At 67.0% G+C, this 25,878-nt stretch carries 24 protein-coding genes; 12 read left to right on the forward strand and 12 right to left on the reverse strand.

The genetic code is table 11. The features are described 5' to 3' along the window. Positions 1 to 402: 402 nt before the first annotated feature. The 3 genes from AC07ZS_RS16140 (at position 403) to AC07ZS_RS16150 (ending at position 5,384) form a co-directional block, all read left to right on the forward strand. Positions 403 to 3,318, forward strand: a complete 2,916-nt coding sequence (locus AC07ZS_RS16140) for a ribonucleoside-diphosphate reductase subunit alpha (RefSeq protein WP_494799544.1) — start codon at positions 403 to 405, stop codon at positions 3,316 to 3,318. Positions 3,319 to 3,459: 141 nt separating this feature from the next. Further along, complete coding sequence (locus AC07ZS_RS16145; RefSeq protein WP_494799545.1) at positions 3,460 to 4,644, forward strand: ribonucleotide-diphosphate reductase subunit beta; 1,185 nt, start codon at positions 3,460 to 3,462, stop codon at positions 4,642 to 4,644. A gap of 227 nt (positions 4,645 to 4,871) precedes the next feature. Beyond that, a complete protein-coding gene (locus AC07ZS_RS16150; protein ID WP_297402070.1) occupies positions 4,872 to 5,384 on the forward strand; it encodes a histone H1-like DNA-binding protein in 513 nt (170 codons plus the stop codon). Between the two features lie 69 nt (positions 5,385 to 5,453). Here AC07ZS_RS16150 and AC07ZS_RS16155 read toward each other — a convergent pair whose 3' ends face one another. The 7 genes from AC07ZS_RS16155 to AC07ZS_RS16185 form a co-directional block, all read right to left on the reverse strand. Further along, positions 5,454 to 6,338 carry a carbohydrate kinase family protein gene (locus AC07ZS_RS16155; RefSeq protein ID WP_494799546.1) on the reverse strand — a complete coding sequence of 295 codons (885 nt, stop codon included), beginning with the start codon at positions 6,336 to 6,338 and terminating at the stop codon, positions 5,454 to 5,456. Between the two features lie 15 nt (positions 6,339 to 6,353). Then, positions 6,354 to 7,511 (reverse strand): DUF3426 domain-containing protein, encoded by a 1,158-nt coding sequence (locus AC07ZS_RS16160; RefSeq protein ID WP_494799547.1) that lies wholly within the window; start codon positions 7,509 to 7,511, stop codon positions 6,354 to 6,356. Between the two features lie 31 nt (positions 7,512 to 7,542). Beyond that, entirely contained in the window at positions 7,543 to 8,472 is a 930-nt protein-coding gene (gene prmA, locus AC07ZS_RS16165) for a 50S ribosomal protein L11 methyltransferase (RefSeq protein WP_494799548.1), read from the reverse strand. Continuing rightward, entirely contained in the window at positions 8,462 to 9,811 is a 1,350-nt protein-coding gene (gene accC, locus AC07ZS_RS16170) for an acetyl-CoA carboxylase biotin carboxylase subunit (protein ID WP_494799549.1), read from the reverse strand. Before accC ends, prmA begins: the two co-directional genes overlap by 11 nt. A 17-nt stretch (positions 9,812 to 9,828) precedes the next feature. Further along, positions 9,829 to 10,293 carry an acetyl-CoA carboxylase biotin carboxyl carrier protein gene (gene accB / locus AC07ZS_RS16175; protein ID WP_494799550.1) on the reverse strand — a complete coding sequence of 155 codons (465 nt, stop codon included), beginning with the start codon at positions 10,291 to 10,293 and terminating at the stop codon, positions 9,829 to 9,831. 230 nt (positions 10,294 to 10,523) lie between these two features. Further along, positions 10,524 to 11,051 carry a TlpA disulfide reductase family protein gene (locus tag AC07ZS_RS16180; RefSeq protein ID WP_494799551.1) on the reverse strand — a complete coding sequence of 176 codons (528 nt, stop codon included), beginning with the start codon at positions 11,049 to 11,051 and terminating at the stop codon, positions 10,524 to 10,526. Then, the gene (locus tag AC07ZS_RS16185; RefSeq protein WP_494799552.1) at positions 11,048 to 11,656 is read right to left on the reverse strand and encodes a hypothetical protein; all 609 of its coding nucleotides are present in this window, start codon (positions 11,654 to 11,656) and stop codon (positions 11,048 to 11,050) included. Before AC07ZS_RS16185 ends, AC07ZS_RS16180 begins: the two co-directional genes overlap by 4 nt. 89 nt (positions 11,657 to 11,745) lie before the next feature. Here AC07ZS_RS16185 and mpl point away from each other — a divergent pair, with 89 nt between their 5' ends. Beyond that, positions 11,746 to 13,131 carry a UDP-N-acetylmuramate:L-alanyl-gamma-D-glutamyl-meso-diaminopimelate ligase gene (gene mpl, locus AC07ZS_RS16190; RefSeq protein ID WP_494799553.1) on the forward strand — a complete coding sequence of 462 codons (1,386 nt, stop codon included), beginning with the start codon at positions 11,746 to 11,748 and terminating at the stop codon, positions 13,129 to 13,131. Positions 13,132 to 13,134: 3 nt separating this feature from the next. Here mpl and AC07ZS_RS16195 read toward each other — a convergent pair whose 3' ends face one another. The 4 genes from AC07ZS_RS16195 to rodA form a co-directional block, all read right to left on the reverse strand. Beyond that, entirely contained in the window at positions 13,135 to 13,455 is a 321-nt protein-coding gene (locus AC07ZS_RS16195) for a hypothetical protein (RefSeq protein WP_494799554.1), read from the reverse strand. An 82-nt stretch (positions 13,456 to 13,537) separates the two neighbouring features. Then, positions 13,538 to 14,665: a 3-deoxy-7-phosphoheptulonate synthase gene (locus AC07ZS_RS16200; RefSeq protein WP_494799555.1), complete on the reverse strand. Its 1,128-nt coding sequence runs from the start codon at positions 14,663 to 14,665 to the stop codon at positions 13,538 to 13,540. 216 nt (positions 14,666 to 14,881) lie between these two features. After that, complete coding sequence (gene tldD, locus AC07ZS_RS16205) at positions 14,882 to 16,342, reverse strand: metalloprotease TldD (protein ID WP_494799556.1); 1,461 nt, start codon at positions 16,340 to 16,342, stop codon at positions 14,882 to 14,884. Between the two features lie 46 nt (positions 16,343 to 16,388). Beyond that, positions 16,389 to 17,546: a rod shape-determining protein RodA gene (gene rodA / locus AC07ZS_RS16210; protein WP_494799557.1), complete on the reverse strand. Its 1,158-nt coding sequence runs from the start codon at positions 17,544 to 17,546 to the stop codon at positions 16,389 to 16,391. Positions 17,547 to 17,571: 25 nt separating this feature from the next. Between rodA and AC07ZS_RS16215 the strand changes: the two genes are divergently transcribed. The 8 genes from AC07ZS_RS16215 to AC07ZS_RS16250 are packed head-to-tail and all read left to right on the forward strand — an operon-like array spanning position 17,572 to position 25,687. After that, on the forward strand, positions 17,572 to 18,183 hold the full coding sequence (locus AC07ZS_RS16215) for a YqiA/YcfP family alpha/beta fold hydrolase (RefSeq protein ID WP_494799558.1): 612 nt from the start codon (positions 17,572 to 17,574) through the stop codon (positions 18,181 to 18,183). Between the two features lie 24 nt (positions 18,184 to 18,207). Beyond that, on the forward strand, positions 18,208 to 20,283 hold the full coding sequence (locus AC07ZS_RS16220) for a ribonuclease catalytic domain-containing protein (protein ID WP_494799559.1): 2,076 nt from the start codon (positions 18,208 to 18,210) through the stop codon (positions 20,281 to 20,283). Between the two features lie 34 nt (positions 20,284 to 20,317). Further along, on the forward strand, positions 20,318 to 21,187 hold the full coding sequence (locus AC07ZS_RS16225) for an energy transducer TonB (protein WP_494799560.1): 870 nt from the start codon (positions 20,318 to 20,320) through the stop codon (positions 21,185 to 21,187). Between the two features lie 12 nt (positions 21,188 to 21,199). Continuing rightward, on the forward strand, positions 21,200 to 21,946 hold the full coding sequence (mtgA, locus tag AC07ZS_RS16230; RefSeq protein ID WP_494799561.1) for a monofunctional biosynthetic peptidoglycan transglycosylase: 747 nt from the start codon (positions 21,200 to 21,202) through the stop codon (positions 21,944 to 21,946). Continuing rightward, a complete protein-coding gene (locus AC07ZS_RS16235) occupies positions 21,943 to 22,560 on the forward strand; it encodes a lysophospholipid acyltransferase family protein (RefSeq protein WP_494799562.1) in 618 nt (205 codons plus the stop codon). The genes mtgA and AC07ZS_RS16235 overlap by 4 nt, the downstream gene beginning before the upstream one ends. Before the next feature lie 4 nt (positions 22,561 to 22,564). After that, complete coding sequence (locus AC07ZS_RS16240; RefSeq protein ID WP_494799563.1) at positions 22,565 to 23,557, forward strand: phosphatidate cytidylyltransferase; 993 nt, start codon at positions 22,565 to 22,567, stop codon at positions 23,555 to 23,557. Between the two features lie 10 nt (positions 23,558 to 23,567). Next, positions 23,568 to 24,116, forward strand: a complete 549-nt coding sequence (ruvC, locus tag AC07ZS_RS16245) for a crossover junction endodeoxyribonuclease RuvC (RefSeq protein ID WP_494799564.1) — start codon at positions 23,568 to 23,570, stop codon at positions 24,114 to 24,116. A gap of 2 nt (positions 24,117 to 24,118) precedes the next feature. Beyond that, entirely contained in the window at positions 24,119 to 25,687 is a 1,569-nt protein-coding gene (locus AC07ZS_RS16250) for a PAS domain S-box protein (RefSeq protein ID WP_494799565.1), read from the forward strand. Between the two features lie 12 nt (positions 25,688 to 25,699). On the opposite strand, the gene AC07ZS_RS16255 is transcribed toward AC07ZS_RS16250, so the two are convergent. Further along, positions 25,700 to 25,876 (reverse strand): hypothetical protein, encoded by a 177-nt coding sequence (locus AC07ZS_RS16255; RefSeq protein WP_494799566.1) that lies wholly within the window; start codon positions 25,874 to 25,876, stop codon positions 25,700 to 25,702. Between the last annotated feature and the right edge of the window lie 2 nt (positions 25,877 to 25,878).

The following is a 25,878-nucleotide window of genomic DNA, read 5'->3' on the forward strand; positions in this document are numbered from 1 at the left end:
AAAAAACCGCTTCGTTTCCAAGGGCTTGCAACGGCGCGGCCAGCAGGGACAAATCGCGCCGAAGCGCGCGCCGGCGCTGGCTTTGCGCTACCGTCCCCAGGCATGAGGCCCCATCGAAAGCCATTTTTTGCCTAACGAAAAATGCCCTGCGCACATTGCGGGGTGTTTTCTGGAAAACACTACCCGTAGTGGCTTGAATGGGACATGCACACCAGATATAGTGTTGCCTTGTGAGTCCCGTACCCTACCCCGCCCAGTATGGCCGTCGCCTGAACAATGCCCTTCAGGCGGCCGCGTCCATCACCTGCGGCCTGCGTTGATACCGGCACCCAAGCCACCAAGCTGCCATCGGACCACGCGCCCCCGATGCAGTTCACCCAACAACAAATGAAAGAGGAACCCATGCTGACCGCTTCTCCCATCACCACCCCGTCCCCCGCCTCGCTGAAGCCCACCGCCGGTACGCCGGCCGCGGCTCCGCTGGCCGCGAGCAGCTCGGTTTTCGCCAACTACCAGATCATCCGCCGCAACGGCGCCGTCGTGCCGTTCGAGCCCAGCAAGATCGCCGTCGCCATGATGAAGGCCTTCCTCGCGGTGCACGGCACCCAGGGCGCCGCATCGGCCAGCGTGCGTGAAACGGTGGACGGGCTGACGCAGAACGTCGCCCGCGCCCTGATGCGTTCGCGCCCGGGCGGCGGCACCTTCCACATCGAAGACGTGCAAGACCAGGTCGAGCTCGGCCTGATGCGCAGCGGCCACCACGAAGTCGCCCGTGCCTACGTGCTCTACCGCGAACGCCGCACGCAGGAACGCGCGCACCAGGTCGAAGTCGCTCACCCGACCGAACCCGTGCTGCACGTGATCGACGGCGGCGAGCGCGTGCCGCTGGACCTGCAGCGCCTGCAAGGCCTCATCGCCGCCGCCTGCAGCGGCCTGGGCAAGGACGTCAAGGCCGACCCCATCGTGGCCGAGACCAAGCGCAACCTGTACGACGGCGTGCCCATGGAAGAGGTCTACAAGGCCTCCATCCTGGCCGCGCGCACGCTGATCGAAAAAGACCCCGACTACACCTACGCCACCGCGCGTCTGCTGCTGCACACCATCGTCAAGGAAGTGATGGGCGAGGAAGTGCCGGCCGCCGAGATGGGCGCCCGCTACGCCGACAACTTCCCGCTGTTCATCAAGAAGGGCGTGGACAACGACCTGCTCGACGAAAAGCTGCTGCAGTTCGACCTGGCCCGCCTGGGCGCCGCGCTCAAGCCCGAGCGCGACCTGCAATTCGACTACCTCGGCCTGCAGACCCTGTACGACCGCTACTTCCTGCACGTGCGCAAGACGCGCATCGAGCTGCCCCAGTCCTTCTTCATGCGCGTGGCCATGGGCCTGTCGCTGGGCGAGATCGACCGCGAAGCCCGCGCCATCGAGTTCTACGAAGTGCTGTCCTCGTTCGACTTCATGTCGTCCACGCCCACGCTGTTCAACGCTGGCACCCTGCGCTCGCAGCTCTCCAGCTGCTACCTGACCACCGTGCCCGACGACCTCGACGGCATTTACGAGTCGATCAAGGAAAACGCGCTGCTCTCCAAATTCGCCGGCGGCCTGGGCAACGACTGGACGCGCGTGCGCGCCCTGGGCTCCCACATCAAGGGCACCAACGGTGAATCGCAAGGCGTGGTGCCTTTCCTGAAGGTCGTGAACGACACCGCCGTGGCCGTCAACCAGGGCGGCAAGCGCAAGGGCGCGGTCTGCACCTACCTGGAAACCTGGCACCTGGATATCGAAGAGTTCCTGGAACTGCGCAAGAACACCGGTGACGACCGCCGCCGCACGCACGACATGAACACGGCGAACTGGATTCCCGACCTGTTCATGAAGCGCGTGATGGAAAAGGGCGAATGGAGCCTGTTCTCGCCCAACAGCGTGCCCGACCTGCACGACCTGTTCGGCGCCGACTTCGAGAAGGCCTACGTGGCCTACGAAGAAAAGGCCGCGCGCGGCGAGATCAAGCCCTACCGCAAAGTGCCCGCCAGCGACCTGTGGCGCAAGATGCTCTCGATGCTGTTCGAGACCGGCCACCCCTGGATCACCTTCAAGGACGCCTGCAACGTGCGCAGCCCGCAGCAGCACGCCGGTGTGGTCCACAGCTCCAACCTGTGCACCGAGATCACGCTCAACACCAGCGACACCGAAACCGCCGTGTGCAACCTGGGCTCGGTCAACCTGCTCAACCACGTCAAGCGCGGTGACGACGGTGCCAAGACGCTCGACCACGAGAAGCTGCAGGCCACCATCAAGACGGCCATGCGCATGCTCGACAACGTGATCGACATCAACTACTACGCGGTGAAGAAGGCGCGCGACTCCAACATGCGCCACCGCCCGGTGGGTCTGGGCGTGATGGGCTTCCAGGACGCGCTGTACGAACTGCGCATCCCCTACGCCTCCAACGAAGCGGTGGATTTCGCCGACCGCTCGATGGAAGCCGTCTGCTACTACGCCTACTGGGCCTCGACCGAGCTCGCCCGCGAGCGCGGCCGATACGCCAGCTACCGCGGCTCGCTGTGGGACAAGGGCATCCTGCCGCCCGACACCCTGGACCTGCTGGCGCGCGAGCGCGGCGGTTATGTGGACGTGGACCGCTCCAGCAGCCTGGACTGGGAAGCGCTGCGCAAGAAGATCGCCGCCGACGGCATGCGCAACTCCAACTGCGTGGCCATCGCCCCGACCGCGACCATCTCCAACATCATCGGCGTGGACGCGTCCATCGAGCCCTGCTTCGGCAACCTCTCGGTCAAGTCCAACCTGTCGGGTGAGTTCACCGTCATCAACAGCTACCTGGTGAAGGATCTCAAGCGCCTGGGCCTGTGGGACGACGTGATGGTCATGGACCTCAAGCACTTCGACGGCTCGCTGCGCCCGATCGACCGCGTGCCGCAAGACGTGAAGGCGCTGTACGCCACGGCCTTCGAGGTCGAGCCGCTGTGGCTGGTGGAAGCCGCCGCACGCCGCCAGAAGTGGATCGACCAGGCGCAGAGCCTGAACATCTACATGGCCGGCGCATCGGGCAAGAAGCTCGACGACACCTACAAGCTCGCCTGGCTGCGCGGTCTCAAGACCACCTACTACCTGCGCACCACCTCGGCGACGCAGATCGAGAAGTCCACCGGTCGCACCGGCCAGCTCAACGCCGTCTCCGTCGGTGCCACCAGCGCGGCCCCCGTGGCCGCGCCGGTTGCCGACATCACGGCCGGTGTGGAACCCGCAACCGACATCAAGTTCTGCGCCATCGACGACCCGGGTTGCGAAGCGTGCCAGTGATTCCGGCCGACATGCGCGCAGGTGTTGCGGTGCTCATCGAATGCAATTCGATGCAACACCGCAACAAAAAATGTGCGCATCTCGCCTGATCACTTTGCATTTCATGCACACACTTTCATAATCCGAACATTGGAAACCTCTATGTTGACCTGGGACGATCACATCACGCCCTCATCGAAGCCAGCGAACAGCCCACTGCCCACCGGCACGTCGGGCCTGCAAGCCTCACTGTCCTCACCGTCCGGTGAGCGCGCGCCTCTCCCCTCCGCTTCGATCAACACCGCAGCCGCGCCGGCGGCCACCGCCGCGCGCCGCGTCAACGCGGCCGACAAGCGAATCATCAACGGCCAGACCGACGTCAACCAGCTGGTGCCGTTCAAATACAAGTGGGCCTGGGAAAAGTACCTCGCCACCTGCGCCAACCACTGGATGCCGCAGGAAGTGAACATGAGCCGCGACATCGCGCTCTGGAAAGACCCCAACGGCCTGACCGAAGACGAGCGCCGCATCGTCAAGCGCAACCTCGGTTTCTTCGTCACCGCCGACTCGCTGGCCGCGAACAACATCGTGCTGGGCACCTACCGCCACATCACCGCGCCCGAGTGCCGGCAGTTCCTGCTGCGCCAGGCGTTCGAGGAAGCGATCCACACGCACGCCTACCAGTACATCGTGGAGTCGCTCGGCCTGGACGAGTCCGAGATCTTCAACGCGTACAACGAAGTCCAGTCGATCCGCGACAAGGACGAGTTCCTGATCCCCTTCATCGAGGCGATCATGGACCCGAACTTCCACACCGGCACGCCCGAGACCGACCAGCGCCTGCTCAAGAGCCTGATCGTGTTCGCCTGCCTGATGGAGGGCCTGTTCTTCTACGTCGGCTTCACGCAGATCCTGGCGCTGGGCCGCCAGAACAAGATGACCGGTGCCGCCGAGCAGTACCAGTACATCCTGCGCGACGAATCCATGCACTGCAACTTCGGCATCGATCTGATCAATGCGATCAAGATGGAGAACCCGATGCTGTGGACCGGTGAGTTCAAGGCCGAGATCAAGGAGCTGTTCCTCAAGGCCGTCGAACTCGAGTACCGCTACGCCGAAGACACCATGCCGCGCGGCGTGCTCGGCATGAACGCCTCGATGTTCAAGGGCTATCTGCGTTACATTGCCAACCGCCGTGCCACGCAGATCGGCCTGGAGCCCCTGTTCCCGAACGAAGAGAACCCGTTCCCCTGGATGAGCGAGATGATCGACCTCAAGAAGGAACGCAATTTCTTCGAAACGCGAGTGATCGAATACCAAACCGGCGGGGCACTGTCCTGGGATTGATGCCCATTGCAGCCGGAGCCGCATTGCCCATACCGAACAACAACATGATTTCCGTTCAACCAAGACCCTGTCACCGTCGCGCAGACGTCGGAGACAGGGTTTTGTCACAGGATTCAAAACCTTGGAGCCAGCCGTGGATGCATCCACACGGCTCCAGGGCGTTGAATCACTTCACCGGCAACAAGGCTGGTTGAAGTGCTCTTTGCAACTTGATCAAGGAGAAAACAATGGCAACTGCAAAAAAAGCCCCGGCCAAGAAGGCCGCACCGGCTAAGAAGGCTCCGGCCAAGAAACCCGCTGCGAAGAAGGCAGCTCCGGCGAAGAAGGCTCCGGCCAAGAAGGTCGCGGCCAAGAAGCCCGCCGTGAAGAAGGTTGCGGCCAAGAAGGCAGCACCGGCGAAGAAGGTCGCTGCGAAGAAGGCAGCACCGGCGAAGAAGGTTGCGGCCAAGAAGGTCGTCGCCAAGAAGGCAGCACCGGCGAAGAAAGCCGCTGCCAAGAAAGCGCCGGCGAAGAAGGTTGTCGCCAAGAAAGCCGCACCCAAAAAGGTTGCAGCCAAAAAAGCGCCGGCCAAAAAAGCCGCTGTGAAAAAGGCCCCTGCGAAGAAGGCCCCTGCGAAAAAGGCAGCCCCAGCAAAAAAAGCTGAGCCGGCCAAGAAGCCGGCGGCCCCTGCTGCTCCTGCGGCGCAGACGAAGCTCAACCCTCAGGCTGCCTGGCCGTTCCCCACGTCCAGCAAGCCCTGAGATTCTCGTTGAGATGACCTGCAAGCCCGGCGCGAAAGCGCCGGGCTTTTTTCATGTCCGGCCCAGGCCTCAGAGCGTGTAGTTCTGGCCGCCTCGGCTGGCGATCTTCACCGCGCCCATGCGGTTGCCCAGTTCGGCGCAACGCTGGAGCGACCAGCCCTGCTCCAGACCGTGCAGCAGGGCCGCGCGGAACGCGTCGCCACAACCCGTCGGGTCCACCACCGTGGCCGCCGGAAGACCGGCCACCCGCACCTTGGCCGCACCGCCTTCCCAGACATCACAACCTTCGGCGCCCAGGGTCACGATGAGCCCGCGCACCTGCGCCGCGATGGCATCGAGCGTGAGGCCGGTGCGGTCGCACAGCATCTGGGCTTCGTAGTCGTTGAGCGTGACCCAGCTGGCCAGCTCGATGAACTGGCGCAGCTCCTCGCCGTTGAACATGGGCAGGCCCTGGCCCGGATCGAACACGAACGGCACGCCGGCGTCGTGCAGCTGGCGCGCGTGCGTGAGCATGGCATCGCGGCCATCGGGAGAAATGATGGCCACCGTGAGGTCGTCGCGCCGGGGCACCGGGTTGTCGTGAGCCGATGACATCGCGCCCGGGTGGAAGGCGGTGATCTGGTTGTTGTCGCGGTCGGTCATGATCATGGCCTGCGCGGTATAGCTGTCGGCCGAGGACGACACGTGGCGCGTGTCCACACCCAGCGCGCGCAGCCGATCCAGGTACTCGCTGCCGTCGTTGCCCAGCATCGCCAGCGGCACGGCGTCGGCGCCCAGCTGGCGCAGGCCGTAGGCGATGTTGCCCGCGCACCCGCCGTACTCGCGGCGCAGGCCCGGCACCAGGAACGACACGTTGAGAATGTGCAGCTGGCTCGGAAGGATCTGCTCGGCGAAGCGGCCCTCGAAGGTCATGATGGTGTCGAACGCGAGCGAGCCGCAAACCAGGATGGACATGAAGAATTTTCCAGATCAGGGGTAAAAAACCAGGGCGCGGTAGCCGGCCATGGGCGTGGCGTCACCCAGCACGAGTGACAGTCGAAAACTCACGTTGACCGAGCCATGCGCCGGTAGCAGCGCCGGCGCATCGGGCCATTCCTCAGGCAGGAACACGCGGCGCGCGATCACCTCGTCGCCAATGTCCGTGAGACTCAGTTCGAGTGCGGGCACGGCCAGCGCCATGGAGGCCGTGTTCTTGAGAACGAGGTCAAAGGAATAGAAATTGCCAATGCGGCGCACGAGCGAGGTGCTGTCGATGACGATGGCATCGATGCGGCGCACGGGCGCTACCGTGCAGCCCAGGGGCTCGCACACCCGCTGCAGGAAAGGCTGCAGATCGGGCTGCCAGGCGGCCAGGCGATCCCGCTCGCGCAAAGCCCATTGTCCAAGCAGCAGCACCGCCAGCACGAACACCAGCAACGACAGCGCGGCGCGCACACCCCGGGAAGCCCAGAAGGCCTGCCGCTGCGCCTGGCGCACGAACCCCGGCACCTGCTCCGGGGCCTCCAGCTCGCTGAGCGCGACGTCCAGCTCGCCTGTGTCCAGCGGATGCGGGGCTTCGGGCACGGCACCCGCCTCCGCCACGACCGGCTCCGCCACGTCACCCGCATCGACGGCCGTGGTCGCTTCGGCGTTCAAACGGCCCAGGCCGGCGGCAAAGCGCTCCAGCTCGGCATGGAAATCGGACTCCGGTTCGTCGGACCGGGCCCCCGCTTTCGGCGCCTCGACGAAGGGGGGTGGCAAGGTGTCGACCCCACGCTCGTCCACGGCGGCCTCGGCGGCTGCCCAAGCCAGCTCGGCCGATGACTCGGCCGTCTCTACCGGCCAGGTGGGCTCAACCTGTGGCCTGGCCTGCAGTTCGGCCGCCAGCTCGGCTTCGAGTTCGGCGTCAAACGGCTGTGCGGACACCGGCTCCGGTTCGCGCTCGCGCTCGGGCTCGGGTGCCACCGCCACGACCTCGTCTGGCCCGCTCGCCTCTTCACCCGGTGGAATCCACGGCTGCAGGTACAGCGTGGCGTCGAACACGTCGGCGCAATGGCCGCAACGCACCCACCCCTCGGAGATCTTCAACTGGTCGGCGACGACCTTGAACATCGTTCCGCACGAGGGGCAACGGGTGGTGAAACTCATGCGCCGATTATCGCGGGCGCGACGGAGCGCCTCAGGCCTTGACGGCGGTCATGAGGATCCAGCCGTCCTCTTCGTCGCTGACCCGCAACGTCACCCACGGCGCATAGGCTTCGATCAATTCGTCGGCCTGGCGCGCCAGAATGCCCGCGAGCACCAGGTGGCCGCCGGCGCGCACGTGCGAGCACAGCAGGGGAGCCAGCACCTTCAAGGGGGTGGCCAGGATGTTGGCCAGCACCAGGTCGTGCTCGCCGCTCGCGAGGTCGGGCAAGCCGGCGGACAGCACCGCGTGGTTGGCCTCGGCGTTGAGCCGCGTCGACTCGACTGCCGCCGGATCGATGTCCACCGCCACGATCTCGCGCGCGCCGAACTTGGCCGCGCCGATCGCCAGGATGCCCGAACCACAGCCGTAGTCCAGCACGCGCGGTCCCACCGGACCGTGTTGCGCGGTCCAGCGCAGGCACATGCGGGTCGTCGGGTGGGTGCCGGTGCCGAAAGCCAGACCGGGGTCGAGCCGGATGACCTGCTGCGCCGCGGTGGGTGGTTCGTGCCAGGTCGGCACGATCCAGAAGCTGGGGGTGATCTCGACCGGCTCGAACTGCGATTGCGTCAGCCGCACCCAGTCCTGATCGGGCACGGCGCGCACGCCCTGCACCACGCAGCCGGCAAAGAAGTCCTGGGCCGCCAGCAGGCGCGCGGCCTCTCGGGCGGCGGCGTCCGTGGGGAACAGCGCCACCACGCGCGAGCGCTGCCAGCCCTCCTTGGGCGGCGGCATGCCGGGCTCGCCGAACAGCGCCGACTCGGCGTCGGTCATCGCGTCCGCGTCTTCCACCGACACGCTGAGGGCGTCCAGCGCGACCAGGGCATCGCCCACGTCGTCCACGGCCGCCTCGGGCACCAGCAGCACCAGCTCAAAAAGAGACCCAGCCGGCGGCTGGGTCAGTTGGAAGGCTTCAGCGCTCACGTTGGGACAGCCACTCTTCCAGGTAGTGGATGTTGGTGCCGCCGGTCACGAAGTTCGCGTCCACCATCAGCTCACGGTGCAGCGGGATGTTGGTGTTGATGCCTTCGATCACGGTCTCGGCCAGCGCCGTGCGCATGCGCGCCAGCGCCTGCTCCCGCGTGTCGCCATGCACGATGATCTTGCCGATCATCGAGTCGTAGTTCGGCGGCACGAAGTAGTTCGTGTAGACGTGGGAGTCCACGCGCACGCCCGGGCCGCCCGGCGCGTGCCAGGTCGTGATGCGACCGGGCGACGGCGTGAACTTGTAGGCGTCCTCGGCGTTGATGCGGCACTCAATGGCGTGGCCGCGCAACTCGATCTGGCGCTGCGTGAACGGCAGCTTCTCACCGGCGGCCACCGCGATCTGGGTGCGCACGATGTCCACGCCCGAAATCCACTCGGTCACCGGGTGCTCGACCTGCACGCGGGTGTTCATTTCAATGAAGTAGAACTCGCCGTTCTCGAACAGGAACTCGAAGGTGCCGGCGCCGCGGTAGCCAATCTTCTTGCAGGCCGCCGCGCAGCGCTCGCCGATCTTCTCGATCAGGCGGCGCGGGATGCCCGGCGCGGGCGCTTCCTCGATCACCTTCTGGTGGCGGCGCTGCATGGAGCAGTCGCGCTCGCCGAGGTACACCGCGTTGCGGTGCTGGTCGGCCAGGATCTGGATCTCGATGTGGCGCGGGTTCTGGAGAAACTTCTCCATATAGACCTCGGGGTTGCCGAAGGCCGCGCCGGCTTCCGCCTTGGTGGTCTGCACCGCGTGCAGCAAGGCCGCCTCGGTGTGCACCACGCGCATGCCGCGCCCGCCGCCGCCGCCGGCGGCCTTGATGATCACCGGGTAGCCCACCGCCTTGGCGGTGCGCTTGATCACCACCGGATCGTCGGGCAACGCGCCTTCGGACCCGGGCACGCAGGGCACGCCCGCGCGGATCATGGCCTGCTTGGCCGACACCTTGTCGCCCATCGTGCGGATGGACTCGGGCGTGGGACCGATGAAGGTGAAACCGCTGCGCTCGACGCGCTCGGCGAAATCGGCGTTTTCCGACAGGAAGCCGTAGCCGGGATGGATGGCTTCGGCATCGGTCACTTCGGCGGCCGAAATGATGGCCGGCATGTTGAGGTAGCTGTGCGTGCTCGATGCCGGACCGATGCAGACCGCCTCGTCGGCCAGACGCACGTACTTGGCATCGCGGTCGGCCTCGGAATACACCATCACTGCCTTGATGCCCATCTCCCGGCAGGCGCGCTGGATGCGCAGCGCGATCTCCCCCCGGTTGGCAATCAGGATTTTCTTGAACATGGGCTCGGGGCCTTCTTTTATTCGATCACGAACATGGGCTGTCCGTACTCCACTGCCTGGCCGTTCTCCACCAGGATCTGGGTCACGGTACCGGACTTGTCGGCCTCGATCTCGTTGAGGATCTTCATGGCTTCAACGATGCAGATCGTCTCGCCTTCCTTGATGGTGTCGCCGATCTCGACGAAGGCTTTCGCGCCGGGGCTGGAAGCACGGTAGAACGTGCCCACCATGGGCGACTTCACCGCGTGGCCAGCCGGTGCGGCGGGAGCGGCGGCGGCCGAAGCGGCAGGCGTCACTTCGACAGCAGGCATGACGGGTGGAGACACGGGCGCGGGGGCCATGCTGTAGGTCACGGGCGCGGCGGCCACCACGGGTGCGCTCTTGACGATGCGCACCTTGCCTTCGGCCTCGGTGATTTCCAGCTCGGACACGTTCGACTCGGACACGAGGTCGATCAGTGTCTTCAGTTTTCTCAAATCCATGATTTCTCCAACGAATTTCGGTCAAGTTGATCTAAAAGCACTCAATTTCTACGAAATTGGAGGCCATCAACCCGCCGGGGTGCCGCAGTGTACACGAACGGACCGGCGTCCCAACCCTGCCCGATGGAGGGTCTTGAACCCACGGGCGCGGCATGGCCCGATGAGTCATTTCTGTGAAAACGACGAATTTACCTCTTTTTCTCGCCGAATTCGAGAGGGTTGACGAAAGGTCAACCCAACTCGGCCCACTGCGCCAGATCGGTGTCCGACACCTTGCCCAGCTTGCGGTGCAGCAAGGCGCCGTCGGCCCCGAACACGACGCTGAAGGGCAAGGCGCCCGTGGCGTTGCCCAAACTGCGGCTGAGTTCGGTGCCGGCGAAGCCCGCCATGCCCACCGGAAAGTTCAGCGGCAGCTTCTGCAGGAAGCTGCGCACCGCGCTGGGCTGGTCGACCGCCAGGCCCAGCACCTGCCAGCCCTTGGGGGCCTGCGCCGTGTGGAACTGGTTCAGCATGGGCAGCTCCTCCACGCAAGGCGGGCACCAGGTGGCCCAGAAATTCACCAGCAAAGGCTTGCCGCGGAAATCGCTCATGCGCACGGCTTCGCCGTTCGGCCCGTCGAACGACCCGGCCCAGAATGCGGCCTCGGCTTCGCTCACCACCGGCTGAAGCTGAAAGCGACGCGTGGCCAGCAAGGCGCCGGCACCGCCAGCAACCACCGCCACGCCGGCCATCCAGAGGGTTCTGCGCTGCAGGCTCATGCCGCCACCTCCCCGGCCAGCATCCGGCGCAGGGCCGCCGCGTCACCGCGCGGCTTGCGCCCCTGGGCATCGGGCTTGAGGGCGCCGCGCAGGTCATCGAGGTCGTGCACCATCAGATGCACCAGCACCCACTGGCCCAGCGCCTCGCTGCGCACGCGCAGCGTCAAGGCCTCCACAGGTTCGCCCCGCCAGCCATTGACCGTGCCGGGGTGGTACTCGACGCGGTGGTCGAGCAGCGTCCACTCGGGGGCTTTGGGGTCCTCGCAGAACAACTGAAGATAGATGTCGCTGTGCCGGGTGGCCATGCCGTGCCAGACCGCGCCGCCCAGATGGGGGCGAAAGGCCTCCAGGCGGTCCATCCACAACAGGGCGATCTCGCGCAGCGCGCGCAGCTCGACGGCCTGGGTGTCGGGGCAGAAGACGGCGATGTCTTCGCGCACCGCGGCATCCAGCGTCGCGTTGTCGGGCAGGGGCGTGCGCGCCGGCAGGCCCAGCTGCTTGACCGCGCGGCGCTTGGCGGCGGCGTACTCCAGGCCCTCCTCGACCACCAGTCGGGCGGCCACGGCGGCGATTTCTTGGGCGGTGTCGTCTCGGCTGGCGTCCATGGGAGGGATTGTGCCCGCTGTCAGCGGCCTCCATGGCCTGCACGGCCCATACCCGCAAACCCGGTGGGTGCGCCGCCTAGAATCCCGGGATGCACATTCATATTCTGGGCATCTGCGGCACCTTCATGGGCGGCGTCGCTGCCCTGGCCCGCGAAGCCGGCCACCGCGTGACCGGCTGCGACGCCGGCGTTTACCCCCCCATGAGCGACCAGTTGCGGGCGCTGGGCATTGACCTCATCGAAGGCTTCGGTGCCGACCAGCTGGCCCTGCGACCCGACATGTTCGTGGTGGGCAACGTGGTCAGCCGGGCCCGCCTGGCGGACGGCACGCCCAAGTTCCCGCTGATGGAAGCCATCATGGACAGCGGCGCCGCCTACACCAGCGGCCCGCAGTGGCTGGCCGAACACGTGCTGCAAGGCCGCCACGTGATGGCCGTCGCAGGCACCCACGGCAAGACCACCACCACCGGCATGCTCACCTGGATCCTGGAGGCCAACGGCCTGCAGCCCGGTTTCCTGATTGGCGGCGTGCCGATGAATTTCGGTGTGTCGGCCCGCCTGGGCCAGGGCCAGACCTTCACCATCGAAGCCGACGAGTACGACACCGCGTTCTTCGACAAGCGCAGCAAGTTCGTGCACTACCGGCCCCGCACGGCGATCCTGAACAACCTCGAGTTCGACCACGCCGACATCTTCGACGACCTCGCCGCGATCGAACGCCAGTTCCACCACCTGATCCGCACCGTGCCGGGCAACGGCCGTGTGGTCGTCAACGGGTTGGAGGAAAGCCTGGAGCGCGTGCTGCACAAGGGCCTCTGGAGCGAACTGCGCAGCTTCGGCGCGGCGGTGAGCGATTTCACCGCTCAAGGCGAGCCCCATGCTTTCGACGTGCTGCATCAAGGCCAGCCGGCCGGCCGCGTGGAGTGGGCACTCACAGGCGTGCACAACCAGCTCAACGGCCTGGCCGCCATCGCGGCGGCCGAACACGTGGGTGTGGCTCCGGCAGACGCCGCGCGCGCCCTGAGCAACTTCGAGAACGTGCGCCGGCGCATGGAAGTGCGGGGCACGGTGCCTCGCGCGGGCGGTGCGATCACGGTCTACGACGACTTCGCCCACCACCCGACCGCCATCCGCACCACGCTCGACGGCCTGCAGCGCAAGCTCGGCCAGCCGCGGGGTCGCATCCTGGCGGTGTTCGAGCCGCGCAGCAACACCATGAAACTGGGCACGATGAAGTCCCAGCTGCCCTGGAGCCTGGAGGCGGCGGACCTCGCGTTCTGCCATTCGGGCGGGCTGGACTGGGACGCGGCCGAAGCGCTCGCCCCCATGGGCGCGCGGGCCCAGGTCGGCCGCAACATCGACGAGCTTGTCGCTCAGGTCACAGCGGCCGCCCAAGCCGGCGACCACATCGTCTGCATGAGCAACGGTGGCTTCGGCGGTGTGCACGACCGCCTGCTCAAGGCCCTGGTCGCCTGAATTTCAGTACGTCAGCACGTGCTTGGGCACGTCGATCGAGACGACGGGCTTGGCCAGCGCCGCGCTCGCAGCCCGCGCGAAGGCCACGGCCCAGGGACGGTGGGCCACGTCCCTGAAATGCCCTTCGCCGGCCGCTTCGGCCACGCACAGGATCTTGTCGGCCGTCAGCACCTTCCCGGTGGGCCGGATCGGGTCGCAGCCCAGTGTGGTGAACTGCTCGTCGAGCCAGGCGCGCGCATGGTCGTGCGGCATCGGCTGCACCTCTTCGAGGTCGAACGGGTAGGAAGCGGTGTCGCTCCAGCTCACGGTGACTTGGCTGCGCATGTCGGGTTCTCCTGATCGGTCGTTCGCCCCATTGTGGACCGCGCGCCGCGCGCGATCCACCCCGTGAAACCCCGGGCAGCGCTCAGCGGCCCCGCGCGGTCTGCACCGCCTGCGACAGGATCTCGAGTGCCTGCAGGGAATCGTCCCAGCCCAGGCAGGCGTCGGTGATGCTCTGGCCATATTTGAGCGCCCCCACCTCGTCCTTGCCCGGGGTGAATTTCTGAGCGCCCGCCTCGATGTGGCTTTCGATCATCACGCCGAAAATGCTGCGCGAACCGCCGACGATCTGGCCGGCGATGTCGCGCGCCACCTCGAGCTGCCTCTCGTGCTGCTTGCTGCTGTTGGCGTGGCTGCAATCCACCATCAGGCGCGGCGGCAGCTTGGCCGCCTCCAGTTCCTTCACCGATGCCGCCACGCTGGCCGCGTCGTAGTTGGGTGCCTTGCCACCGCGCAGGATCACATGGCAGTCCTTGTTGCCATTGGTCTGCACGATCGCCACCTGGCCGTTCTTGTGCACGGACAGGAAATGGTGGCCGCGCGAGGCCGCCTGGATGGCGTCTGTGGCGATCTTGATGTTGCCGTCGGTGCCATTCTTGAAGCCGATCGGCGCCGAGAGGCCCGAGGCCAGCTCGCGGTGAACCTGGCTCTCGGTGGTGCGCGCGCCGATCGCGCCCCAGGCGATCAGGTCGCCGATGTACTGGGGCGAGATCACGTCGAGGAACTCGCTGCCGGCAGGCAGGCCCAGGCGGTTGATCTCGATCAACAGCTGGCGCGCGATGCGCAGGCCCTCGTCGATGCGGTAGCTCTCGTCCAGGTAGGGGTCGTTGATCAGGCCCTTCCAGCCCACCGTGGTGCGCGGCTTCTCGAAATAGACCCGCATCACGATCTCCAGCGTATCGGCGTACTTCTCGCGCAGCGGCTTGAGACGGCGCGCGTAGTCGACCGCGGCGGCCGGGTCGTGGATGGAGCACGGGCCGATCACGACCAGCAGACGGTCGTCCTGCCCATGCAGGATCCGGTGAATGCGCTGGCGGGTCTGGGTGATCAGGGTCTCCACCGGCGTGCCGCCGATGGGGAAGAAGCGGATCAGGTGCTCAGGAGGGGGCAACACGGTGATGTCCTTGATGCGTTCGTCGTCGGTCTGACTGGTTTTGTCGACAGGACGGGCTTGCCAGGCGTCGCTGCTGGCGGGGGCGTTCTTGGCGGTCATCACGAGGCTCCTGAGTGGGGTTGAGTCAAAAAAGGTTTCGAAGGGGCGAAAAAAAACCGCCGGGCTTGGGGCTCCGGCGGTTGTTTCGAGATTCGGTGATGCGCTTACAGCTTCGCCTCTCGTCCGCCGGGGACTGAGAACCAAAAGTAAAAGGCAAAAAAGACGAAGCGCGAAGACATGGGGTCGAAATGTAGCACAGGCAATGGAAATGCGGCTTCAGGCGGTGCCACCGACCGTCAGGCCGTCGATGCGAAGCGTCGGCTGGCCCACGCCCACGGGCACGCTCTGGCCTTCCTTGCCGCAGGTGCCCACGCCGCTGTCGAGCTTCATGTCGTTGCCGATCATGCTCACGCGGGTGAGTGCGTCCGGGCCGTTGCCCACCAGCGTGGCGCCCTTGACCGGGTACTGGATCTGACCGTTCTCCACCCAATAAGCCTGGCTGGCCGAGAACACGAACTTGCCGCTGGTGATGTCGACCTGGCCGCCACCGAAGTTGGTGGCGTACAGGCCCTTCTTGATGCTGGCCACGATTTCCTCGGGGGCCTTGTCGCCGCCCAGCATGTAAGTGTTGGTCATGCGCGGCATGGGCACGTGGGCGTAGCTCTCGCGCCGGCCGTTGCCGGTGGGCTTTACGCCCATGAGGCGGGCGTTCATCGCGTCCTGGATGTAGCCGCGCAGGATGCCGTCCTCGATCAGCACGTTGCGCTGCGAGGTGTGACCCTCGTCGTCCACATTGAGCGAGCCCCGGCGGTCGGCGATGGTGCCGTCGTCGAGCACGGTCACGCCCTTGGCGGCCACGCGCTGGCCGATGCGGCCGGCGAAGGCGCTGGAGCCCTTGCGGTTGAAGTCGCCTTCCAGCCCGTGGCCCACCGCTTCGTGCAGCAGGATGCCGGGCCAGCCCGAACCCAGCACCACCACCATCTCACCGGCCGGTGCGGGGCGCGCGTCGAGGTTGGTGAGTGCGTAGGACACGGCCTCGTCCACGTAAGACTGCACCATCGCGTCGTCGAAATAGGCCAGGCCGAAGCGGCCACCGCCGCCCGACGAGCCCGCTTCGCGCCGGCCCGACTGCTCGGCGATCACCGTCACCGACAGACGGATCAGCGGGCGCACGTCGGCCGCCAGGGTGCCGTCGGCGCGCGCCACCAGCACCACGTCGTACTCGCTCGCCAGGCCGGCCATGACCTGCTTCACCCGCGGGTCCTTGGCCTTGGCCATGCGCTCCACTTTTTCCAGCAGCGCGACCTTGGCGGTGCTGTCGAGCGTGGCGATCGGGTCCAGGCCCGGGTACAGCGAACGGGATTTGGACACTTTCGCGGCCGGCACGCGCACCTTGCGGCCCTGGCCCTGGGCGGAGATCGAGCGCACCGTGTGGGCCGCGTCGATCAGCGAGTCCCAGGACAGGTCGTCGGAATAGGCGAACGCCGTCTTTTCACCACTGACCGCACGCACGCCGACACCCTGGTCGATGCTGAAGCTGCCGGTCTTGACGATGCCCTCTTCCAGGCTCCAGCCCTCGCTGCGCGTGGTCTGGAAGTACAGGTCGGCGTCGTCCACGCCGTGCGACATGATCTCGCCGAGCGCGCGCTGCAGGTGCGTGGGGCTCAACCCGAACGGTTCGAGCAACAGGCTTTGGGCGGTGGCCAGTCGGGCCAGGGTGGGTTCGCGTGAAATCATCGGCCCATTGTAAGAACCCCCGTGCCGCGCACGGCCGTCAGGGTCTCTAGGACTGCATCAGGCGCTTGGACTTGGCGATCGACATCAGGATGCCCAGGCCGACACCCAGCGTCACCATGGCGGTGCCGCCGTAGCTCACGAAGGGCAGCGGCACGCCCACCACCGGCAGGATGCCGCTGACCATGCCCATGTTCACGAAGGCATAGACGAACACGTTGAGCGTGACCGCCGCCGCCACCAGCCGGGAAAACTGGGTCGGCGCCTCCACCGCGATCAGCAGGCCGCGCACGATCAGGAAGACGAAACCACACATGAGGCCCAGCACGCCCATGAGACCGAATTCTTCGGAAAAGGCTGCAAAGATGAAGTCGGTGGTGCGCTCGGGAATGAACTCCAGGTGGGTCTGCGTGCCCTGCATGAAGCCCTTGCCCCAGATGCCGCCCGAACCGATGGCGATCATGCCCTGGATGATGTGAAAGCCCTTGCCCAGCGGGTCCTTGGAGGGGTCGAGCAGCGTGCACACGCGCTGGCGCTGGTACTCGTGCAGGATCTGCCAGTCCACGCCCGGCGCGCACATCTGGGGCTCCATCGCGATCAGGGTCACCACGCCGATCACGCCGAGAATGACCGGCGGCAGGATCAGCTTCCAGCTCAGGCCAGCGAAGAAGATGACCGCCAGCCCAGAGGACATCACCAGCAGCGAGGTGCCCAGGTCGGGCTGCTTGAGGATGAGCGCCACCGGCATGATGAGCAGGATGCCGGCCGCCACGAAATCCAGCGGCTTGAGCTGGCCCTCGCGGCGGTGGAACCACCACGCCAGCATCAGCGGCATGGCGATCTTCATGAGTTCGCTGGGCTGGATGACGGTGACGCCGATGTCCAGCCAGCGCTGCGAGCCCTTGCGCATGATGCCGAACAGCTCCACGCCCAGCAGCAGCATCACCCCCAGGGTGTAGAGCGGCACGGCCAGCGTCATCAGCCGATGCGGCGGCACCTGCGACACCAGGAACATCAGGCCCACGGCCAGCAGCATGTTGCGGCTGTGGGCAGCAAACCGGGTGCCGTGGTCGAAGCCCACCGAATACATGGTGATCAGGCCGGCGCCGGCCATCAGCAGGATGGCGAACAGCAGCCAGCCGTCAAAGCCCTGGAAGATCGGGGCAATGCGCTGCAGCAGGGTGGGTTTGTCGAAGACGGCGGCCATGTCAGGCCCCGATTATCCTTCGGCCATGACACCCGCCACCACCCACCTGTTGTACCTGCATGGTTTTCGTTCGTCGCCGCAATCGATGAAAGCGCAGAAAGTCGCTGCGCGCAGGGCGGCGCGGCACCCGGAGGTGGTCTGGTGGTGTCCGCAGCTGCCGCCCTCGCCGCGCGAGGCCATGGAGATGGTGCTGCGCGGTGTGCAGGCCTGGCCGCGCGACACCATGGCGGTGGTCGGCTCCTCGCTGGGCGGGTTCTACGCGCGCTGGCTGGCGCTGCAGACGGGCTGCCGCCGGTCGGTGCTGCTCAACCCGGCCGTGTTCCCGGCGCGCGACTTGGTGCATTACATCGGCGAACAGACCGCCTGGCACGACCCGCAGGCAAGCTTCATCGTCGATCCGTCGTTCATGGGGGAGCTGCAGCAACAGCAGGACGACATCGCCCGCCTGGCCCCCCGGCACCCGGCCACCCTCGAGCGCCAGTTCGCCATCGTGGCCAAGGGCGACGAGGTGCTGGACTGGCGCGAGATGATGGCCTTCTGCGCCGGCGGCACGACCCGCCTGCTGGAGGGCAGCGACCACGCCATCAGCGACTTCGATGCCCACATCGACGACCTGTTCCATTTCCTGGGCCTGTGATGGCCCCATGGGAGAATCGGGCCCATGCACATTCTGTTTGATGACGCCGGCAAGCTGTTGACCGGCCGCCTCCTGTCCGAGGCCGAAAGTTCCCTGCAAGTCGAGCTCGAATCCGGCAAACGCGTCAAGGTCAAGGCCGCCAACGCCCTGCTGCGCTTCGAGAAACCCGCACCCGGCCAGCTGATGACCGCGGCCACGGCCCTGGCCGAGACCATGGAACTCGAACTGGCCTATGAATTCGCGCCAGAGGACGAGTTCGGGTTCGTGGACCTGGCCCACGAGTATTTCAACGACAAGGCGGGCACCACGGAACAGGTGGCTGCGCTCCTGTGCCTGCAAGGCGCCCCCCATTACTTCCGCCGCGCCGGCAAAGGCCGCTACAAGAAGGCACCGGCCGACATCCTTGCGCAGGCCCTGGCCGCGATCGAGAAGAAGAAACAGGTGCAGGCCCAGATCGAGGCCTGGGCGGCGGAGCTCGCCAGCGGCAGCTGCCCGGCACCGGTGCGCCAGCAGCTCTACAAGATCCTGTTCCGGCCGGACAAGAACGCGCCCGAATACAAGGCCGTGGTGGAGGCCGCGCGCACCAGCCAGACCGCGCCGCTGACCCTGTTGCAGAACGCGGGCGCCATCAGCAGCGCCTACCAGTTCCACTGGCAGCGTTTCCTGTTCGACCAGTTCCCCAAGGGCACGGGCTTCCCCGCATTGCAGGCCCCGGCGATCGCCGAGGAGCTGCCCCTGGCGCCGGTGCAGGCCTTTTCCATCGACGACTCGCAGACCACCGAGATCGACGACGCGCTCTCGCTGCAAGGCCTGGGCAGCGGCAGCGTCACGCTGGGCATCCACATCGCGGCACCGGGTCTGGCCGTCGCACCCGAAGGGCCGATCGACCAGGTGGCGCGCACGCGCCTGTCCACCGTCTACATGCCCGGCCACAAGATCACCATGCTGCCCGACGACGTGGTGCAGGCCTACACGCTCATGGCCGGGCGCGACTGCCCCGCCGTGTCCCTGTACGTCAGCTTCGACGAAGCCACCCTGACCGTCACTGGCAGCCGCACCGCGCTGGAGCGCGTGCCGATCGCGCTCAACCTGCGGCACGACCAGCTCGACACGGTGATCACCGAGGCCTGGCTCGCGGGCGAGGCGCCGACCGGCGAGGCCCCGGCCGAGATCGCGGCGCTGCAGCCCTCGCTCGCTTTCCTGTTCCGGCTGGCCTTGCACCTCAAGGCCCAGCGCGAGGTGGTGCGCGGCAAGCCCGAGAATTTCACCCGCCCGGACTACACCTTCCGCCTTGAAGGCGTGAGCGGCGACGAACCGCAGGGCGACGAACGGGTGCTCATCGGCACCCGCAAGCGCGGCGCACCGCTGGACCTGATGGTGGCCGAGGCCATGATCCTGGCCAACAGCACCTGGGGCAACTGGCTCGCCGACTGCGGCGTGCCCGGCATCTACCGCAGCCAGGCCAGCCTGCAACCCGGCATCAAGGTGCGCATGGGCACCAAGGCCCAGCCGCACGCCGGCATCGGCGTCAAGAGTTACGCCTGGAGCACCTCGCCCCTGCGCCGCTACGTGGACCTGGTCAACCAGTGGCAGATCATTGCCTGTGCGCGCCACGGCAAGACGGCCGCGCTCGCCGCGCCGTTCAAGCCCAAGGACGCCAACCTGTTCTCCGTCATCAGCGCCTTCGACGCCGCGTACACCGCCTACAACGGGTTCCAGAACGGCATGGAGCGCTACTGGACGCTGCAGTACCTGCGGCAGGAAGGCATCACCGAAGTCACGGCCACCCTGATCAAGGACAACCTGGTGCGCGCCGACACCCTGCCCCTGGTGCTGCCGGTGCTGGGGGCCGACGGCCTGCCGCGCGGCGCCCATGTGCGGGTGAAGCTGGGTGAGATCGACGACATCACGCTCGACATCCACGGCACCGTCATCGAGCGGCTGGATCTGCCGGTGGACAATGCGGATGACGCCGCGAACGACGACGCCGAAGACGAGGAAGCGCTGGCCGCGCCGCTGGCCCTGGCCATCGACGTCAACGAAACCGACGGCGAAACCGCCGCCCAGCCGCCCCAAACGCCCGGCCCGGCGGGGGATTGAGGCCCAGGCGACACCCAGCACGGATAATGCCCGAGTGAAGCCGTCCGCCCTGTCCTATTTCAAGAAGCTGAGCACGCTGCAACTGGCGCTGGGGCTGTCGGTCGCCGTCCATGCCGCCTTGCTCACAGTGCGCTTCGTGGACCCCGAACGGTTCGACCGCGTGTTCCAGGACACGCCACTGGAAGTCATCCTCGTCAACGCGCGCGGCAACGAACGGCCCGACAAGGCCACCGCGATCGCCCAGACCTCGCTGGCCGGCGGCGGCGAGGCCGAACGCGGGCGCGCCACCTCGCCGCTGCCCCCCGCCACGGTGGCCCGCATCGGCGATGCGCACGAGGAAGACGAGCGCACGATCGAGGTGCTGCGCGAACAGCAGAACCGCCTTCTGGCCCAGGTGCGCCGCGAACTCGCCAGGATGCCGCCGCCCGACCCCGAGTCGGTCAACCCCAGCCAGGCCTCGTCCGAGCGCGAGCAGAAGCGCCGCGCGCTGGTGAAGATCCTGGCCGAGATCGAAAAGCGCATCAACGAGGAAAACGCCCGCCCGAAGAAGCGCTACATCAGCCCGGCCACGCGCGAGGCGGTCTATGCCATCTACTACGACGAGCTGCGCCGCAAGATCGAGGACCGGGGCACCTCCAACTTCCCCGAGGCCGGCGGCCGCAAGCTCTACGGCGAGCTCACCATGGTCATCACGGTCAACCACAACGGCACCGTGCTCGACACCGAAGTGGTCCAGCCCTCGGGCATCAGCCAGCTCGACCGCCGCGCCCAGGCCATCGTGCGCAGCCTGTCGTTCGGTCGCTTCAACGAAGCCATGCGCCGCCAGGCCGACCAGATCGTGGTCGTCTCGCGCTTCCGTTTCACACGCGACGAGACGCTGCAGACCCAGCTCTCAGGGCAATAAGGTCCACCCCGCATGAGGTCGCTCGGACGCTGGTTGTTGTGGCTGGTCCTTGCAGGGCTGGCCTTGCAGCTGTTCTTCCTCGCGCGCATCGCGCTCATGGTCGTGGTCGATCCCACCAGCACCGCCTTCATGCGCTCCGAGGCCTGGCGCATCGCCGGCGAGAGCCTGCAGAGCGAGAAAGACTGGCGCTGGTCGCACCGCTGGGTGTCCGATGCGCAGATCAGCCCCCACCTCAAGCGCGCCGTGATCGCCTCGGAGGACGCCGGTTTCACCGACCACCGGGGCGTGGACTGGGGCGCCATCGAAGGTGCCTGGCAGAAGAACGAACGCCGCCAGCAGCAGGCCGACAAGCGCGCCGCGCGCCAGCCTGCCCAGCCCGCGCGCGAACCCAAGGTGGTCGGCGGCTCCACCATCACGCAGCAACTCGCCAAGAACCTGCTGCTCTCCGGCGAACGGCAGATGCTGCGCAAGGGCCAGGAACTGGTGCTCACGCTGATGCTCGAAGCCCTGCTCGACAAGCGCCGCATCCTGGAGATCTACCTCAACAGCGTGGAATGGGGCGAAGGCATCTTCGGTGCCGAGGCCGCTTCGCAACGCTACTTCAACAAGCCGGCCAGCAAGCTCAGCGCGCACGAGGCGGCGCGGCTCGCGGTGATGCTGCCCTCGCCCAAATTCTTCGAGACCCGCCAGGGTTCGGCCTACCTGGCCCGGCGCACCGGCACCATCGTGGCCCGCATGGGCGGAGTCGCATTGCCATGAACCTTCGCGCCAGCCTCATGAGCGTGTTCCTGCTCGGCCTGGTGCGCCTGCTCACCGGTGCGCAGGCGCGCTGGTACGGCTGCCCGCCCAAGGCCGAGCAGCGCATCTACTTCGCCAACCACCAGAGCCATGCCGACCTCGTGCTGATCTGGGCCGCGCTGCCGCAGGAACTGCGCAGCATCACCCGCCCGATCGCCGCCAGGGACTACTGGACCGCCTCGCGCTTCAAGCGCTGGATCACCACCGAGGTGTTCAACGCCGTGTACGTGGAGCGCGAGCGCAAGGGCGACGAGGACCCGCTGGCACCCCTGGCGCAGGCCCTGGACAACGGCGACTCGCTGATCCTCTTCCCCGAAGGCACGCGGGGCCACGAGGAAGACCCGCAGCCCTTCAAGTCGGGCCTGTACAACCTGGCGCAGCGCTTTCCCGGCGTGGTGCTGGTGCCGGCCTGGATCCACAACGTGCAGCGCGTCATCCCCAAGGGCGAAGTGGTGCCGGTGCCGGTGCTGTGCTCGGTCACCTTCGGCGAGCCGCTGGTGCTGGGCGCCGAAGAGCCCCGGGCCGATTTTCTGAAACGGGCTCGCGAGGCCGTCATGGCCTTGAGAGACGTCTGACCCCATGTCCTCCTTCCTGCGCAGCCTCACCCCCGACCAGCAGGTCAGCCTGGCCTTCGTCGTGCTGTTCGGCCTGCTGCTGATCGCCAGCGGCGTGGGCGTGCTGCTGTCGCTGCGGGAGCGCCGCTCGGGCGACGACGACGCCAGCGGCGAGCGCGCCCTGCGCCTGCAGGACAACCAGGCGCTGCTGCGCAGCTCCTGGATGATGATGCTGGTGTTCTGGGTCGGCTGGGTCATGGGCGAGGGCTTCGCCATCGTGCTGTTCGGCCTGGTCTCGTTCTTCATCCTGCGCGAGTTCATCAGCCTCTCGCCCACCCGCCGCAGCGACCACCGCAGCCTGGTGCTGGCCTTCTTCATCGTGCTGCCGCTGCAGTACGCGCTGGTCTGGACCGAGCGCTTCAACCTGTTCACCGTGTTCATCCCGGTCTACGTGTTCCTCGCCATTCCGGCCGTGAGCGCGCTGGGCAACGACCCGCAGCGCTTCCTGGAGCGCAACGCCAAGCTGCAGTGGGGCATCATGGTCTGCGTGTACGGCATGAGCCACGTGCCCGCGCTGCTGCTGCTCAACTTCAAGGGCTTCGCCGGCAAGACCGCCTTCCTCGTGTTCTTCCTGGTGCTGGTGGTGCAGACCTGCATGCTGGTGCAGCACCTGGCCGCGCGCGGCCTGCGCCGACCCGTGGCCCCCGCCATCAGCAACAGCTTCCACTGGCGCAGCTGGGCCCTGGGCCTGGCCGCCGGTGGCCTGCTCGGCGCCGTGCTGTCGGGCTTCACCCCCTTCAAACCGCTGCCTGCCCTGGCCATGGCCCTGGTCGCCTGCGCGGCCGGCAGCTTCGGCCACCTCGTCATGAAGGCCATCAAGCGCGACCGCGGCGTGACCCACTGGGGTCTGGCGGGCCGCTCGGTCACCGGCGCCAGCGGCCTGCTCGACCGCGTGGACGCCCTGTGTTTCGCCGCGCCCGTGTTCTTCCACTCGGTGCGCTGGACCTTCGACCTCTGAGATCTTCCCCATGCGCATCCTTGGCATCGACCCCGGCCTGCAGTGCACCGGCTTCGGCGTGATCGACACCGAAGGCGCCGCCCTGCACTACGTCGCCAGCGGCACCATCCAGACCAGCCCGAAGGACGGCGCCTTGCTGCCCGAGCGGCTCAAGATCCTGTTCGACGGCATCACCGAAGTGGTGGCGCGTTACCAGCCCCAGGTGTCGGTGTGTGAAATCGTGTTCGTCAACGTCAACCCCCAGGCCACGCTGCTGCTGGGCCAGGCGCGCGGCGCCTGCCTCACCGCCCTCGTGGCCAACCAGCTGGAAGTGGCCGAGTACACCGCGCTGCAGTTGAAGAAGGCCGTGGCCGGCAGCGGCCGGGCCGGCAAGCCGCAGATGCAGGAAATGGTCAAGCGCCTGCTGCGCCTGCCCGGCCTGCCCGGCAAGGACGCGGCCGACGCGCTCGGCCTGGCCATCACCCACGCCCAGGTGAGCCGCACCCTGGCAGCGATCAGCAAGGTCTCCACCCAACAGGCGCGCACCCACGCCGCCTACAAGGCCGGGCGGGTGTACTGAGCATGGGGGAATCCGCATTGCGCCGCTGGAGCCTGAAGGCCTGGCTGGCCCTCGCCTTCACCGCGCTGTCCCTGATGCTCACGCTGAGCCTGACGCTGTTCAGCGACCGCGCCGCCAGCCGCCAGGTGCGCGAGGCCATCGCGGCCAACCTGACCGAACTGGCGCAGCAGACCGCGAGCCGGCTCGACCGCTCCATGTTCGAGCGCTACCGCGAGGTCGGCCTCATTGCCCGACGGCTCAGCGGCCAGACCGATCCCGACACCATCCGGGGAGAGATCGAAGCGCTGCAGAAGAGCTACCGGCACTACGCCTGGATCGGTGTGACCGACACCAGCGGCGTGGTGCGCACCGCCACACAGGGCATGCTCGAAGGCGAAGACGTGTCGGCGCGCCCGTGGTTCCGCAACGCGCTGGACGACCACCCCATGGGCGATGTGCACGACGCCTTGCTGCTCGCGAAGCTGCTGGGCACGCCGGGGGCCGAGCCGCTGCGGTTGGTCGACATCGCTTTTCCTCTGAAAGACGCCGCGGGCCTGACCACCGGTGTGCTGGGCGTGCACCTGTCGTGGAACTGGGCCAACGACATCCAGGACGCGATCTTCACCCCCGTGAGCCGCCATCGCAGCGTCGACATGCTGATCGTCTCGACCACGGGCACGGTGTTGCTCGGCCCGAAGGACGTGCAGGGCACGACCCTGCAACTGCCCAGCCTGGAGGCGGCCGGCCGGGGCGAGTCGGGCCACGCGACCGAAACCTGGCCCGACGGCCAGACCTACCTCGTGGGCTACACCCGCGACCACGGCTTCGACACTTACCCCGGCCTGGGCTGGCGGGTGCTGGTGCGGCAGACCCTGGACGAGGCCTACGCACCGGTGAACCAGTTGCACCGGCGCATGCTGCTCGGCGGTGCCGCGGCGGCGGTGCTGTTTTCGCTGCTGGGCTGGCTGGTGGCGCGCCAGATCACGCGCCCCTTGCTGGACCTGACCGACGTGGCGCGCGGCATCGAGGCGGGCTATGCGGTGAAGGCGCCCACCACCTCGGGCTACCGCGAGGTGACCCTGCTGGGCAACGCCTTCAACTCCCTGGTGAAGGGCCTGCAGGCCAACGAGGCCGAGCTTCGGCAGAGCCATGCCGCCATGGAACGGCGCGTGAGCGAGCGCACCGCCGAACTGCGCGAGACCGTGGACGACCTGCGCGCCAACGAGGAGCGGGTGCAGTCGGTGATCGACAGCGCACAGGAAGCCTTCATCGGCATCGATTTCGACGGTTGCATCACCGACTGGAACGCCGCGGCGGAAGAGCTGTTCGGCTGGAAGCGTTTCGAGGTGCTGGGCGAATCGCTGGCCGACACCATCCTGCCCGAGCGTTACCACATCGCCTTCGTCAAGGCACTGGCGCATTTCCACACCACGGGCCAGGCGCCCTTCACGGGCCGGCTGCTGCGTCGCAAAGTGGTGGACCGGCAAGGTCGCGAGCTGGAGGTGGAGATGAAGATCGGCCTGATCCACACCAGCGAGCTGCAGCTCTTCAGCGCCTTCGTGCGGCCGGTGTCCGAGCCGCCGCCGCACTGAGCAACGGTCGACTTACAGCAGGCGTTCCAGGATGAGCACGCCGAAGAAGCCCAGGGCCGCGATGACGGTCCATTTGAGGATCACGATGCCCCAGAGGCGAAAGCGCGCCTCGCCGGTGCCGATGTAGAAGGCAAAGCACACGCCGGCTGCGAGCAGCAGCAGCATGACGGTCCATCGGAACAGCAGCATGG

It is taken from the genome of Hydrogenophaga sp. GW456-12-10-14-TSB4, assembly GCF_059424305.1.

Coding starts and splice junctions, on each gene's coding strand:
- AC07ZS_RS16200 (WP_494799555.1), bottom strand. CDS start 14,665: ATGACCGCCAAGAACGCCCCCGCCAGCAGCGACGCCTGGCAAGCCCGT.
- accC (WP_494799549.1), bottom strand. CDS start 9,811: ATGTTCAAGAAAATCCTGATTGCCAACCGGGGGGAGATCGCGCTGCGC.
- AC07ZS_RS16150 (WP_297402070.1), top strand. CDS start 4,872: ATGGCAACTGCAAAAAAAGCCCCGGCCAAGAAGGCCGCACCGGCTAAG.
- AC07ZS_RS16255 (WP_494799566.1), bottom strand. CDS start 25,876: ATGCTGCTGTTCCGATGGACCGTCATGCTGCTGCTGCTCGCAGCCGGC.
- ruvC (WP_494799564.1), top strand. CDS start 23,568: ATGCGCATCCTTGGCATCGACCCCGGCCTGCAGTGCACCGGCTTCGGC.
- AC07ZS_RS16185 (WP_494799552.1), bottom strand. CDS start 11,656: ATGGACGCCAGCCGAGACGACACCGCCCAAGAAATCGCCGCCGTGGCC.
- rodA (WP_494799557.1), bottom strand. CDS start 17,546: ATGGCCGCCGTCTTCGACAAACCCACCCTGCTGCAGCGCATTGCCCCG.
- AC07ZS_RS16195 (WP_494799554.1), bottom strand. CDS start 13,455: ATGCGCAGCCAAGTCACCGTGAGCTGGAGCGACACCGCTTCCTACCCG.
- AC07ZS_RS16160 (WP_494799547.1), bottom strand. CDS start 7,511: ATGAGTTTCACCACCCGTTGCCCCTCGTGCGGAACGATGTTCAAGGTC.
- AC07ZS_RS16215 (WP_494799558.1), top strand. CDS start 17,572: ATGACACCCGCCACCACCCACCTGTTGTACCTGCATGGTTTTCGTTCG.
- mtgA (WP_494799561.1), top strand. CDS start 21,200: ATGAGGTCGCTCGGACGCTGGTTGTTGTGGCTGGTCCTTGCAGGGCTG.
- AC07ZS_RS16250 (WP_494799565.1), top strand. CDS start 24,119: ATGGGGGAATCCGCATTGCGCCGCTGGAGCCTGAAGGCCTGGCTGGCC.
- AC07ZS_RS16235 (WP_494799562.1), top strand. CDS start 21,943: ATGAACCTTCGCGCCAGCCTCATGAGCGTGTTCCTGCTCGGCCTGGTG.
- tldD (WP_494799556.1), bottom strand. CDS start 16,342: ATGATTTCACGCGAACCCACCCTGGCCCGACTGGCCACCGCCCAAAGC.
- AC07ZS_RS16220 (WP_494799559.1), top strand. CDS start 18,208: ATGCACATTCTGTTTGATGACGCCGGCAAGCTGTTGACCGGCCGCCTC.
- AC07ZS_RS16180 (WP_494799551.1), bottom strand. CDS start 11,051: ATGAGCCTGCAGCGCAGAACCCTCTGGATGGCCGGCGTGGCGGTGGTT.
- AC07ZS_RS16140 (WP_494799544.1), top strand. CDS start 403: ATGCTGACCGCTTCTCCCATCACCACCCCGTCCCCCGCCTCGCTGAAG.
- AC07ZS_RS16240 (WP_494799563.1), top strand. CDS start 22,565: ATGTCCTCCTTCCTGCGCAGCCTCACCCCCGACCAGCAGGTCAGCCTG.
- AC07ZS_RS16145 (WP_494799545.1), top strand. CDS start 3,460: ATGTTGACCTGGGACGATCACATCACGCCCTCATCGAAGCCAGCGAAC.
- mpl (WP_494799553.1), top strand. CDS start 11,746: ATGCACATTCATATTCTGGGCATCTGCGGCACCTTCATGGGCGGCGTC.
- accB (WP_494799550.1), bottom strand. CDS start 10,293: ATGGATTTGAGAAAACTGAAGACACTGATCGACCTCGTGTCCGAGTCG.
- AC07ZS_RS16155 (WP_494799546.1), bottom strand. CDS start 6,338: ATGTCCATCCTGGTTTGCGGCTCGCTCGCGTTCGACACCATCATGACC.